General features: G+C 61.8%; 13 protein-coding genes. 2 read left to right on the top strand and 11 right to left on the bottom strand.

Translation table 11 applies throughout. From position 1 onward, the window contains the following. The first annotated feature begins 289 nt into the window (after positions 1-289). Positions 290-1,483 carry a Fic family protein gene (locus tag ASG27_RS03070; protein WP_056411233.1) on the top strand — a complete coding sequence of 398 codons (1,194 nt, stop codon included), beginning with the start codon at positions 290-292 and terminating at the stop codon, positions 1,481-1,483. A gap of 359 nt (positions 1,484-1,842) precedes the next feature. Continuing rightward, positions 1,843-2,121 carry a YdeI/OmpD-associated family protein gene (locus ASG27_RS27220; RefSeq protein WP_200912367.1) on the top strand — a complete coding sequence of 93 codons (279 nt, stop codon included), beginning with the start codon at positions 1,843-1,845 and terminating at the stop codon, positions 2,119-2,121. A gap of 62 nt (positions 2,122-2,183) precedes the next feature. Here ASG27_RS27220 and ASG27_RS25720 read toward each other — a convergent pair whose 3' ends face one another. The 11 genes from ASG27_RS25720 to ASG27_RS03025 form a co-directional block, all read right to left on the bottom strand. Further along, complete coding sequence (locus ASG27_RS25720) at positions 2,184-3,914, bottom strand: ATP-dependent nuclease (RefSeq protein ID WP_082493060.1); 1,731 nt, start codon at positions 3,912-3,914, stop codon at positions 2,184-2,186. 14 nt (positions 3,915-3,928) lie between these two features. Continuing rightward, positions 3,929-5,746: a DEAD/DEAH box helicase gene (locus ASG27_RS03060; protein WP_056411231.1), complete on the bottom strand. Its 1,818-nt coding sequence runs from the start codon at positions 5,744-5,746 to the stop codon at positions 3,929-3,931. A gap of 231 nt (positions 5,747-5,977) precedes the next feature. Further along, the gene (locus ASG27_RS25715; protein WP_235503880.1) at positions 5,978-6,445 is read right to left on the bottom strand and encodes an STY0301 family protein; all 468 of its coding nucleotides are present in this window, start codon (positions 6,443-6,445) and stop codon (positions 5,978-5,980) included. Between the two features lie 204 nt (positions 6,446-6,649). Then, positions 6,650-7,114 carry an STY0301 family protein gene (locus ASG27_RS03055; protein WP_056411229.1) on the bottom strand — a complete coding sequence of 155 codons (465 nt, stop codon included), beginning with the start codon at positions 7,112-7,114 and terminating at the stop codon, positions 6,650-6,652. 146 nt (positions 7,115-7,260) lie between these two features. After that, positions 7,261-7,722 (bottom strand): STY0301 family protein, encoded by a 462-nt coding sequence (locus tag ASG27_RS27955; protein WP_442854067.1) that lies wholly within the window; start codon positions 7,720-7,722, stop codon positions 7,261-7,263. A 5-nt stretch (positions 7,723-7,727) separates the two neighbouring features. Continuing rightward, the gene (locus tag ASG27_RS03050; RefSeq protein WP_056411227.1) at positions 7,728-8,108 is read right to left on the bottom strand and encodes a BPSL0067 family protein; all 381 of its coding nucleotides are present in this window, start codon (positions 8,106-8,108) and stop codon (positions 7,728-7,730) included. Between the two features lie 144 nt (positions 8,109-8,252). After that, positions 8,253-9,032 carry a tyrosine-protein phosphatase gene (locus ASG27_RS03045; RefSeq protein ID WP_056411226.1) on the bottom strand — a complete coding sequence of 260 codons (780 nt, stop codon included), beginning with the start codon at positions 9,030-9,032 and terminating at the stop codon, positions 8,253-8,255. 194 nt (positions 9,033-9,226) lie between these two features. After that, positions 9,227-10,207: a glycerophosphodiester phosphodiesterase family protein gene (locus ASG27_RS03040; RefSeq protein WP_056411224.1), complete on the bottom strand. Its 981-nt coding sequence runs from the start codon at positions 10,205-10,207 to the stop codon at positions 9,227-9,229. Between the two features lie 154 nt (positions 10,208-10,361). Then, positions 10,362-10,700: a DUF4124 domain-containing protein gene (locus tag ASG27_RS03035; protein WP_056411222.1), complete on the bottom strand. Its 339-nt coding sequence runs from the start codon at positions 10,698-10,700 to the stop codon at positions 10,362-10,364. Between the two features lie 171 nt (positions 10,701-10,871). Then, positions 10,872-11,477 carry a YbhB/YbcL family Raf kinase inhibitor-like protein gene (locus ASG27_RS03030; protein ID WP_235503879.1) on the bottom strand — a complete coding sequence of 202 codons (606 nt, stop codon included), beginning with the start codon at positions 11,475-11,477 and terminating at the stop codon, positions 10,872-10,874. A 449-nt stretch (positions 11,478-11,926) separates the two neighbouring features. Then, positions 11,927-12,703 carry a helix-turn-helix transcriptional regulator gene (locus ASG27_RS03025; protein WP_235503878.1) on the bottom strand — a complete coding sequence of 259 codons (777 nt, stop codon included), beginning with the start codon at positions 12,701-12,703 and terminating at the stop codon, positions 11,927-11,929. Positions 12,704-12,855: the final 152 nt, after the last annotated feature.

The following is a 12,855-nucleotide window of genomic DNA, read 5'->3' as shown; positions in this document are numbered from 1 at the left end:
GGGGCCCCAACGGCACCTTGTGTCAACCATGCGCCCTCTCCTTCAGGCGGTGAATGCTGTCGGTCAGCCGCCTCAGGAGTGGGCACTGCGGCGAATAGAAGGTGTGCGTACCCAGCTAACAGCCGTTGGCCACCCCGAACGCCAATGCCACAGGTGACGTGGCTGGCAACCGTGACGCCGCCTCTCACGCAAAGGATGAAAGATAGTTAGCAAAAAAGTTAGCGTATTTATCAAAATATCATTTCAATTCATATATTTACATACGTATGTATCTTGGCAAAATAGGGTGATGTACACCGAAGTTCACCAGTTCGAACCGCTCCTGCCAGCCGACGCCCGCATGGAGCCCCTGCTGGCCAAAGCGCATGACCTGTCCCGTCTGGCCACCACCTTGGCCGGCACCCGCGTGCCGCCGGAGCTGCGCAGCCTGCTGCGCAACATGAATTCGTACTACACCAATCGCATCGAGGGCCAGCACACCCGCCCGCACGAGATCGATCAAGCACTGCGGCAAGACTTCTCCAAAGACGCCGCGCTGGCCGCCAAACAACGCCTGGCCATTGCCCACATCGAGGCCGAGCAGACGCTGGAGCAAAGCTATGCCGGGCCCGAAGGTGCAGCCAAGCTGTATGCACCAGAAGCGCTGCAAGACATCCACCACGCCTTGTTTGCCCGCTTGCCGGCCGCGGACCTGTTCACCTCCCAGCAAGAGTCCATCGTTCCCGGCGCACTGCGCCAGCGCGATGTGCGTGTGGGCCGGCATGTGGCACCGGCGCACGCCACCGTGCCGCTGTTTTTGCAGCGCTGGGCCGCTTTTTATGGGGGCGTGCGCCGGGGCGAGGCTGCTTTGGTGGCACTGGCCTGCGCGCACCAGCGGCTGGGCTGGGTGCACCCCTTTGTGGATGGCAACGGGCGCGTGATGCGCCTGCACACCCACACCTGGCTCACCGCCATGGGTTACACCGGCGGCCTGTGGTCGCCCCTGCGCGGCTTTGCGCGCAGCACCGAGCGCTACTACGCGCTGCTGGCCGACGCCGACAGCCTGCGCCGCGGCGACCTGGACGGGCGCGGCAACCTGAGCGAGCAGGCCCTGATCGCGTGGGCGGACTATGTGCTGGACACCTGCCTGGACCAAGTGCGCTTCATGGCCAGCCTGCTGGACTTCGAGGCCATCAAGAACCGCATCGAAGCCTGCCTGGTGTTTGAAGCCACCGTGCTGAAAAACGGCGTGCGCCAGGAGGCTCTGCGCGGCCTGCACTACCTGTTTTTGAGTGGTGAAGACATGCAGCGTGGCGACTTCAAGGCCATGCTGGGCATGAGCGACCGTGGCGCCACCGATGCGTTGGGTGCGCTGGTCAAGCGGGGATTGCTCAGGTCCGACTCGCCGCAGGGCAAGGTGCGGTTTGGGTTACCGCAACATGCCTTGCGCTTTATGTTTCCGCAGTTGTGGCCTGAGGCGGAGGCGGATTCGGCGAATGTTTGATGGGTAAATTCAGCTCTGGCGCTTGTTCGATAAGCGCTAGCAGCTATTGATTCATGAGCACAGCAGCGCACCACACCTTTGAAACACCTGAGCAGCTCCACGCGTGGCTGCGGGGTGAACCACGGCAGCGAAACTGAGCTGTGGTGCGCATCTTCAAAAAGGCCACCGGCCAGCCCAGCGTCACCTGGGACGATTGCGTGGTGGCCGCTATTTGCTAGGGTGGATCGACGGGCTGCGCAAAGCTTTGGACGACACCTCGTTTCTGCAACGCCTAACGCCACACCGCGCGCGTTCCAACTGGGCACAGAAAAACGTGCAGCATGCCGAGCGGCTGCTAGAGCAAGGGCGCATGGAAGCAGGTGGAGGCCGCGCGCAGCGATGGGCGCTGGGCCGCCGCCTACGCCGGCAGCGCCACCACGGTGATGCCCAAAGACTTCTTGGCAGCGTTGCTACAACACCCCGCCGCCCACGCTTTCTACGTCACCCTAAAACGCCAGAGCCTATTCACCATCTACCACCGGCTGCACAGCGCCAAGCAGCCGGAAACCCGACAGAAGCGCATGGCAGAGTTTGTTGGCGAAGTTGGGGCGTGGGAGAAGCCCTTGATATTTACGGCCAGCGTTAAAAGGCTGGCATGACAGGTTCTGTTGGGGCCGCGAGAATACTGCGAACGCCACTTGGTCTTTCAACTTAAATGCGATCAGATCCAACTCATGCAGTTGTTCAGTCCATTTGGATCGGCGGCGTGATTCAAGTTTCCGCTCGCTTTTGTAAGCGTGAGGAAAGCCAACCTGTCGGTGTCATTCTTTCCGATGCCCAGATGAGATTCAATGGCCCCCAATGACCATACCCAGTAGCCGCTCGCATTCAACTGTGCTGCAAGATTCTGTACTTCTTGAGGCATTGCATTTGCCATGGCCATGAAGGCAGCTTCTGGTAAAAGACTACCGCCTTTGCAGGGATATCCATCAGTTCCTAAAGAGAAATTGAGCAACGCGGCATTTGCGTTGAACCAGTTTTTACATGCAATGAAATCCAAATTCGTAGTCAATGTTGGAAGGAATTTGGGAGCTTGCTTAAAAACATAATCCAAGTCAACGATTGCTTTGCTGTTAAAACCCACTTCAGATAAAACACTCCGTGTCGGCTCGATAGAGCCACTCCCGGAAACCTCAATCACGCATGTTTTATTTCTAGCCAATTGCGCCCCCCTTACTGCTCGGTACATCTCAGGGATGACCATTTTTTCGGTCTTCCCCTCGACAATGACAATACTCTCCGAAAATAAGAAATAACTGGAATTTTGCAATGAAAAAACTACGGCCGTGTGATGAGCCATGTTCTGAAGATTATTTGCTGCAGTACTTAGTTTTTTTCGGACTTCGGTTCGTCCATTCGGGTTTTTATATGCTACCAAAGTGTCAAGTATTTTTTCCCCGATAACCAATGGGCTATGAGTGGTAAAGACAATCTGGAAATCATTTTGAGAAATTGCTATCAAGGAGTCGCGTAACAGCTCAATGGCGTGTGGGTGTAGGTATAGCTCAGGTTCATCTATCAACAACAGCGTAGTTGTTTGGCCTGGAGTTGCAGGTCTTAGCTGGCTTGCAAGCAGATTGATGAGTGCCATTTGGACAGTTCGTTGAGTTCCATGTCCATATGAAGAAAATCCGATGGGAGCAGGATTGTTTGTGTCCGACAGCGCAATAGAGGCGGTCTTTACAACATCTTCCAACGTTGGAGATTGCATTGAAAGATGGATGCTTAGGCCTGGAAAAAATTTGGCTAGTGCAGTTGTGGCAGCGGATTCAAAAAGTGCGAATTCGGCGATCCGATTCGGACCATTCAGATGGGCGGCGGCATTTGAGAGTGCAGAAGTCAATGTAGCTAGCGCTGCAACATTGTTTGTGCGTATCTGCTCCATTGTATTTTTGAGCAAAAGTCCAATTGTGTTCTTCGCCGCAAATTGATTTACGTCTTCTGAGGCGTTGTCCATTGCTTCAATAAAAATTGGCTCAGGGAAAAGCGCAGCTAAGGCGTTGTCTATGCCTGTCGGGTTTGGAAGCCAGTCACCGCTTGCTGGGTCTAGTACCTCGAGCTTTATCTCTGCAGCGCGGACATTTGGGGCTTCCTGGATACGGCGAATGGTGAGCTTGTTGTTGTGCAGATATTTTGATACTTGAGCTTGCTGATTTGGTGGAAGTGCTCCGACTTGTGGGTTGTCGATGACGCCCGAAACTACGACTGCATTCGCTAAATTCGTGAACTTTGCCGGCGAAAGAACACTTTTTCTGAGTAGCCAAGAAATCGCGCGAAGAATTGTTGACTTTCCTGCATTGTTGTAACCAATGATTGGAGTGAATGAACCTAGCGGAATGGTGACATTCTCGCAGGAACAAAAATTTAGTATAGAAATTTCTTCGAGCTTCATGATGGATTTTTTAACTACCGTTGATTAAATAATCGACTTTCAAAACCACTATCTCCGCTTGCCGTAATAACTAGCCGATGTGTCGCCCTTGTCGCCGCTACATAAAACACCCGAGCCGCGTCCTTCTCGTCCTCCCCCGCTACAGGCATGTGCCCCACCCCAGGTAGCGCCACCAGCGGAAACTCCAGCCCCTTGCTCACCTTCATGGTCATCACCTGAATCGCATCCGCACCAGGCTTGTACTCTCCACTCTTCTTTCGCACCCGATGCGGCAACTTGCGCTGAGCTAAAGCAATCGCGCACAAATCCATGGTTTTCCAATCCGCACACAGCACCGCCATATCACCCCACGCAAAGCCCTCTTTGTGGGCGCTGGCCAGGTGGTCCGCAATGGCAAAGGCTTCATCACGCAGGGTGGGCAGTTTGATGATCACGGGGGCCTGGCCCTCGCGCCCGCAGCTCACGGGCTTGAGCAGCGGGATGCCGTCGTCGTCTTGGTCGTCCGCGGTCAGCAGGTCTGCGGCGACGAGGCTGGCGGTGTGCAATATCTGCCGCGTGTTGCGGTAGTTGATCTTCAGGATGGTGGTGCGCCCCTGCGCCTGGATGCCCACGCTTTTGAAGCTGAACTGCTTGCTGCGTGCGCGCTCGTAAATGCTCTGCGCGTCGTCGTACAGCACCAGCAGGCTGTTCGTGGCGGGGTCCACCATCTGCGTGATGAGCTTGAGCCATTCGGGTGCGAAGTCGTGGCCCTCGTCGATCATCACGGCCTGGTATTGGCCGCCGGGGATCTGGCTGCGCTCCACGGCGCGGATGACGTGGTCCACCAGGCCTTCATAAAAGCCGCCGCCCTGGGGCGGCAGAGCCTGCCCGTAGGTGGTGAGCTGCCGGTGGCACCAGCTGTGAAAGTGCCGCACGTGCACGCGGTCGCTGAGGCCTTTGGCCTCCATCATGCTGGCCAGCTTCACGCCCAAGGGCTCGTTGAAGCAGAGGACGAGGATGGGCTTGCTGGCCGGGGTGCTGGCCTTGGCCAAGTATTCGGCGCGGTAGCCCAGAATCATCGTCTTGCCCGAGCCGGCCACGCCGTGGATGACGCGGTGGCCGTCGCCCAGGCTGCGGGCCAGCTGCTCTTGCTGGATGTCCATCACGCGCATGATGTCGGGCAGCTGGGCTTCGGCGTCGTTGTCGTCGAACAGGGCGCCCTGGGTTTGCACGCGCACCTGCGGGAACATGATCCAGCGCACCCGGTCGAGCTGCGGCAGGCTCAGCGCGCCGCCGAAGCGGTGGGCGAACATGTTCCACAGCCGCTCCTGAAACGCTTCGGGGTCGGCAGATTCCTCCATCTCGTCTTTGCAGATGACGTAGTGGGAGGCAATGGTTTCGCCCAGGCCCGCTGCATCGAACTGCTTGCGTGTGATGCGGGTGAACACCACGCCGTGCCCCCAGGGGAACGCCAGCTTGCCTTGGTGCGGCCCGCTGGGTTGCACGAGCGGTGCGTCGCGCTCCAGGGCGTTCACGACCTGAATGGCACAGTGGCGTGCCTGTTCGAGCGGGTTCTTGACGGGCTTGGTCTGGCCGTTGCTGTCCAGAATTTCCCAGTACTGGCGCGTGGTGTTCCGAATGGTTTCCAGGTGCCAGTCTTTGGTCTCCAGCACCAGCAAGCCACGGCGCGGATGCAGCACGACAAAGTCCGGGTAGGTTTGCCGGGGGCCTATGGGCACGTTGTGCCACAGCAGATAGTCGTCATCGAGCTTCTGCTCCAGCCGCTCGGCCAGGCGCCGCTCACCAGTGGAATCAAACGCGGACGAGCCTATCGCCGGTATCAGTGTCGCCATGCCTGCACTTGCCTTCCCCCTTTGCCTGTTGATCTACTTATGTGTCCATTTGTAAATCCAATGTAGGGTGGCGCGGCGAATGCGGCAACTATCAAATGTCAGAGGGTGGGGGCGAGCTGCTGTGCGGGCGGTTGGTGGGCCTTGGTGGCGATGCCCATCGGAAATTGGCATCAAAGTGGCCTCCACCGCTTGTTGAATAAGCGCTAGAAGCTACCAATTCAATAGCAATTGTCAGTGGCGCACTTGGCTCTGGCAGCTCCACCGTTTGACGGTGGGCGGTGATGTATTGAGGTCATGTTCTGCCGTGCAGCCGGTAACGCTTTTGTCCAGCGGCCTCGTAGCCACCGCAGAGGTGCCTGAGTATTCACAGGCCACCCAATACTGCTGCGTGGAGGGCGGGAACACCCACTGCAAGTGCAGCGTCTTGCCTCGACTCTGCGTGCGGTTCGGCACCTTTTGCACGAGCAGCTCCGGCGGGCCTTCATAAAAACCCACGTTGTACAGGGGGTAGCTGCCATTGCTGCCGCGGACTTGCCAATCAGGGGGCACCTTGTCCGACGGCGTTTGCTGGACTTGCAGCGATTGCGGACACGGGCTGCCCGTTGGCGTTGCGTTGGGACCAGGTGCTGATTGCGCCATGGCGAGAGCCATTGAGCCTGGAGCGATGAGCAGGAAGACGATGTGACGGTGGATGATCATGGTGACGGCTGCGCTCGGTGTCGAAGGGGAGCGTGAGGTAAAAATTGAGCCGAATTGGCCTCTGCCGCTTACTGAAAAAGCGCCAGCAGCTATAACTTTATGAGCAAAAACTTGACGAAGTCGTGAACCTACTGCGCTTGCCAGCGGCTCTTCACGATCCCCAAACATCCCACTGCCCCGCGGCTACCTCTTTCGCCCGATTTATCACAAGCCGCCACTGCTGCACGACCACCGCTTGAGGGTGATGGGTGAAGTGGTCAGATCGTGTTGCACGGAGCACGATGTCAGGCTCTTGTCGAGCGGTTTGGCGACTATCGCGGCTGTTCGCCCGTACTCACAGCCGACCCAGTAAGGGAGGTCTTGGGGCGTGAGCGGCCAAGTCGACGTCAACGTCTTGCCCCTGCGCTGCTCGCTGTCGGGCGCCAGTATCGCCCTTGGATCGGGCGACCCGTAGTAGAACGAAACGTTGTTGAGGTAATGCTTGCGCGTGCTGCCAACCGCCTGCCAGCCTGGCGGCAGTTCGCCGATGGGCGTTTGCTGTACCTCTATGGACGCCGGGCATGTGCCCACGTGCGCGACGCTGGGCAAGGCGTGGCCTGTTTGGGCGATGACGCTACCCGTGGCTGCAAATAGCGCGAGAAAAAATATTGAGCGCCAGCGAATTGCCATAGCGACTACTCCACGACAAAGAAAGGCGACGGCAAAGTGGAGAGGCGGTCGGCTGTTCAGCCAGCGCATCGGGGTATAGCGACCGCGCTCGGTTTAGCTGCAGCATGGCTCACCCGCTTGCGGCGATTCATCATTCACGTCGCGCTTCATGGGCGCGCTGTGCTTTGACAGGCCCAGCTTTTAACGGTAGGCGGTGACGTATTGAGGTCGTGTTCTGCCGTGCAGCCAGTAACACTTTTGTCCAGCGGCATTGTGGCTACGGCATCGGTGCTGGAGTATTCACATGCCACCCAATACTGTTGAGTAGAGGGTGGGAAGATCCACTGAGAGTGCAGCGTCTTGCCTCTACGGTAGGTGCGGTACGGTACCTTCTGCATGAGCAGCTCAGGGGGACCTTGATAAAACCCAACATTGGAAAGGGGAAAACTCTTGTTGCTGCCGCGCACCTGCCAATCAGGTGGCACCTTGTCCGAAGGCGTTTGCTGGACCTGCAGCGAGCGTGGACACACGCTGGCAGAGGGCGCCAGTGCCGTTTCGGTGGCCTGTGCGCAGGCGGAAAGAGCGCCGAGGGTTATGAGCGCGAATGCCAGAGATTCTTTGCATGGCATAACGATTAATCCACCACTGAAAAGGCATCGCCATTGCCGCTGGGATCGACGAACTTACCGGTCTTGTCCTTGCCCAGGAAAGGCAGGACGCGCTTGCGGATTTTGCCGCTGCCGGTCCACTGGTCCACCACGGTGATGCCTGAGGCATCCTGAGAGACATAGAACGCTGCGTGGTTGCCGGTGGGCTTGTTGGGATACTTGCCGTTGACGAAGGTCGCAATGACCGTGCCCTTGGTGAGCAGCAAATTGCCTTTGACAGTAGCTCCTTCTCGCCACAACGAGGTGGCTGGCGCACGGGCGTAGTGCTTGACCAGCGCGACGCACTGATGGGTTCCTACCAGTTTCCCGCCGGCGAGCGACTCCGGGTCCTCATAAACGTACGGCATACATGACTTTCAGATGAGAGGTTGTTCACGCCCCAGCATCTGGGTCGGAAGGCCGCACTGCTTGAGCCGGAGGAGTCTAGAAGCAAAAAACAGAGCGCAAACGTGAGAGGTGCAACCAATTGCGCTCCGAACCTGCCACCCCCGCTACTTCTGCAAATACCGCCCCACCAACGCCTCCTGCGCCGCCGCATCCACACCCAGCACATCCACCAGATACGCCTGCACGCCGCCAAAGTCGTTGTCCACCATGTGGAGCGCCGCATCCAGAAACTCTTCCTGCACTCGCCACAGCACCGACAGCACTTCTTCGGGTGCGTGGCTGCCCATGCCCTCAGGCCGGCGGTACAGGGTGTTGGTGAGCAGGTAGTCCTGCATGACGACATCGCGTGGCACGCCCAGGGACAGCAGGATCAGGGCGGCGGCGAAGCCGGTGCGGTCTTTGCCTGCGGTGCAATGAAAAACGACGGGCGTGGGCTCGCTGCCTGCCAGCAGCAGTTGGAACAGCTCGGCAAAGCGCGGCGCGTTGTCGTGCACGAAGCCGCGGTAGGTGTCCTGCATCAGCACCGCGGCGTCTTGTGCGGTGAGCTGGCGGCCTGTGCGCTGCAGCTCCAGCGCGCGCTGCACCACCGTGGGCTCGATCACCAGGGGGTGGTAGGCCACGCCGGGCAGGGCGTAGGCGTAGGCGGCGCTTTCGGCCTTGCCACGAAAGTCGATGGCACGGGTGACGCCCAGCTGGGCCAGCAGGGCCTGGTCTTGCGGGGTGAGCGCGGCCAGGTGGTCTGACCGGAAGAGGTGGCGCCACTTGACCGCGCGCCCGTCGCGGCCGATGTAACCGCCCAGGTCGCGGAAGTTGCTGGCGCCCGCGAAGGGGAGGGATCGGGTGGGGCTGGCGGTGGAGTGCGTGGAGGCGGGCTGCTGGGGCATGGCGAGTGCGTGCTTATGCACGTGGCTATGTACGTGGCTATGTACGTGGGGACTTGCGTGGGGTGGCTGGTGGTGGTGCTGGGCCGGCGCCACGGGAGTGACGGGCCGGCGCAGGCTCCAAGCCTAGCCCAAATGCGCTGCCCGGGCTGTCACCGCCGTGTGCCACACGGCGGGCCGCGCCCCTCAGCGCGCCGTTACTTGCCCTGCACGTAGGCGTTGCGCGTGGTCACGGCCAGGTCGGGGTAGTTGGCGAACATGCCGTCCATGCCCATGTCCAGGTACTTGCGGAACTCTGCAGCAGCCAGGGTGGCGTCGGCCTGCGCAAAGGTCCAGCCGTGCACCTTCAGGCCTGCGGCGTGGGCCTGGTCGATGAAGGCCTTGGTGACGGGGTAGGTGGTGTTGTTGATGAGCACACCCACGCCTTCGTTGAAGCTGGCCACGTCTTTCAGCGTGAGCGGCTGCACGCCGGTGGCACCCGTCACGCCCATGCGCACGCTGCCGTCGGCCGCTGTGGTGGCCACGCCCAGCAGGATGAGCGGCATCTTGTTGTTCTGCGCGATCTGCTTGGTGCGCAGGCTGCGCAGCGTGGCGTCGCTGAACGACTGGATGAAGACCTTGCTGGTGCCGTTGTAGCCGTTGGCGTTCAGCGTCTTGAGGATGCCGTCTTCCATGACCGGGTCGGCCTGCTTGGCCTCGGGGTAGATGCCCACTTCGCGGCCCACGGCGCTGCTTTGCTTCTTGGCAAAGTCCACCACCTCTTGAAAGGTGGGCACGGTGAAGGGACTGGTGGCGCTGGGCACAAAGCCGGGGTAGCTGACCTTGCCTGTGCCGGTGGGCACCACGGTCAGCGTCTTGATTTCTGCGAGGGTGAAGTCGGCCACCTTGTAGCCGCCGTTGCGCTGCGCAAAGAGCGTGGCCACGTTGGTGGTGCGGTTCAGGGTGTCGTCGTGGATGGCCACGAGTGCGCCATCCTTGGTGATCTGCAGGTCGGGCTCGATGAAGTCGGCGCCCATGCGGATGGCCAGTTCGTAGCCGCCCAGCGTGTGCTCGGGCAGGTAGCCGCTGGCGCCGCGGTGCGCGATGACCTGGGGTTGGGCCGGAGCGTCGTCGCTGCCGCCGCAGCCGGTGACGATGAGGGCACAGAGGCAGACGGCTGCCAGGGAAAAGGCTTTCATGGGGGATCGTTCCATTTTGGAAAAGAGGCCGACTCTATCGACGCACCAAGGCAGTCTGGTGACAGGGCCCGGGGGCCTGGCACATGCGGGACAGCCTTACTACCGGGGATGCCATGCGCTCCGATCTTGATGGCGCCGGCAGGCGTTAGTTGCATCACTTCGGCAGCGAGGTCACGGCGCCGTCCACGGGTTGCTCGCGGCTGCCCTTGGGGCAGGGCTGGTCGGTGTAGGTGACGCGGCCGTCCTGCACGCACTTGCGGGGCTGCGCGGGCAGCGGGTCCGAGGCTCCGCCGCGCGCTGCGCGGGCTTGGCCGGCCTGCTGGCCCGGTGGCAGCGTGTCCGGGCCGGGGCGGGTGATTTTCTTCCACGCCTGGTCGGCCCACGGGCCCGCTTGCGGCAGCCACTGGTCGGCCGTCCACCATGCGGCGGCGGCAGCGGCCAAGAGCAGCGCGAGGGCGATGGACCAGAGGGCTCGTTCGCGGGTACTGCGCATGGGTGGGACCTTCAGGGGTGTGGGCAGGGACGACCCGCGCTGGCACGGGCCGGACGCCGCGAGCTTACGGCAAGACAACGCAAGTGCCCACCTCGCCCCGCTCCACCCGACACGGTCACTGCGGTCACTGCGGTCACTGCCATGGCCCGGGCGCCCGGGTACGCAGCGCGCCTACTGGGCCGCGGGGCGCCCGTAGCGGGCGGTGAGGGTGGCCTTGCCCAGGCTGTGGGCGTTGACCATGTAGCCGGCCAGCGCCGCCGTTGCGTTGGCGGGCAGGTCGAGCCGCGGTACCTTGAGCGCATGCACCGTGAAGATGTAGCGGTGCGGCGCATCGCCCTCGGGCGGGCAGGTGCCGCCCCACGCGGCCACGCCGTAGTCGATGCGCACGTGGCTGGCACCTGCCGGCAGTTGCGCGCCGCCCGCCGCGCCCGCATCGGCGCGCAGTTCGGTCACGCTGGAGGGGATGTTCACCACCGACCAGTGCCACCAGCCCGAGCCCGTGGGTGCGTCGGGGTCGTACATGGTGACCGCAAAGCTTTGCGTGCCGGCGGGCGCGCCGCTCCAGCGCAGCGCGGGCGACTGGTTGTCGCCTGCGCAGCCAAAGCCCTTGAACTCGAAGCGCTGGGGCAGCGTGCCGCCCGCGGCAAAGTCGGGGCTGCTGAGGCTGAAGGCCTGGGCGTGGGCGGCTGTGACGGCCAGCGTGCCGGCTGTCAGTGCGAGGCCCAGTGTGGCGATGGTGGTCAGAAGGCGGCGGTGAAGCAATGGACGTTGTGGCATCAAGAAGGCTCCTGCAATAGCGGTGTGGAACAAGGCCTTGATGGTGCTTCGCGCCGTGCTTTGGCGCTGGCCCGGCGGCGTCAATCGCTGTGCGCTGCGCGTCAGGGGGGTCGCGCTCGGCCACACCCCAGGGCGTTCGGGCTGAGCCTGTCGAAGCCTTGCGCGGCGCTTCGACAGGCTCAGCGTGAACGGACTTGTCTTCATTTTGGCGGCTTCCCAGCGGCATCACCTCCACACCCCGATCGGGCTGAGCCCGTCGAAGCCTTGTGCAGTGCTTCGACGAGCTCAGCGTGAACGGACCGGGCTTCTTTTTTAGTGCATTCACAACGGCATCACTTGCACAACCCGTTCGGGCTGAGCCTGTCGAAGCCCTGCGCAGCGCTTCGACGAGCTCAGCGTGAACGGTTTGTCGTTTTGTCGTTTGCCCGCAGATCGGAACAGCCGACGCATCAAGGCCGCAACTGCGATGGCGGGAAGCCGAAGCGTTCGCGGAACGCGGCGCTGAAGCGGCTGTGCGATTCGTACCCGCAGCGGCCGGCGATCTCGGAGACCTGCAGCGTGGAGCTTTGCAGCAGCACCAGCGCCGTCTCCAGCCGCACGTCGCGCAGGCACTGGCTCACGGTGTCGCCCTCTTGCGCCAGGCGGCGCTGCAGGGTGCTGGGGCTGATGGCGAAGGCCGCGGCGATGCGATCGAGCGTCCAGTCGGCCTGGGGGCTCGGGCCCACCAGGCGCCGCACGCGCTCGGCCCAGCCCAGCTCGCCGGGAGGAGCGAAGACGATGCCCAACTCGGCCAGGAGCAGCAGCACCTCCAGCGCGCGGTGTTCGCGCAGCGCCTGCGAACTGCCGTCGCTCTCCAGCGCGGCTACCGCGCGCATGTAGCTGTCTTCGAACGCCGCATCGGCAGCGATGCCGGCGCAGCCCTGCACCGGTGCCACGGCCGCGAACTGGCCGAACTGCCGGTGGAACTGCGCCACCAACTCGGGCGCAAAACACAGCAGGCGCGCCACATAGCGGCCTTGCGGCGCCGGGTCGTTGACGACCTCCCACTGCGCGCCGCGTGGCAGCACGAACACCCGCCCGCTCGCGTAGCGGTGCCCGCCGCTGGGCGCGACCAGGTGCTTGGTGCCCGACACCACCCAGCCCACCGAATCCATGCGCACCGTGACGGTGTGGATGCGGTGGTGGACCGTGGTGGCGATCTGCAGGGACAGTGCGGGCTCGCCCATCACATCACTCTTTCCAGGGGTGCGGGTGGGCGGCGATCACCTGTGCGGTCCAGGCTGGTGACGCGATGCGCTGTGGGCAGGCCGACTGCATGCGGTGGCCACCGCGGCGCCGAATGGACGCGAGCGACGCTGAACCACATGCACACCTCGGC

Source organism: Acidovorax sp. Leaf191 (genome assembly GCF_001424425.1).
Lineage (GTDB): Bacteria > Pseudomonadota > Gammaproteobacteria > Burkholderiales > Burkholderiaceae_C > Acidovorax.
The sequence above is the reverse complement of the archived record's forward strand: the minus strand, read 5'-3'. Positions and strand labels throughout refer to the sequence as shown.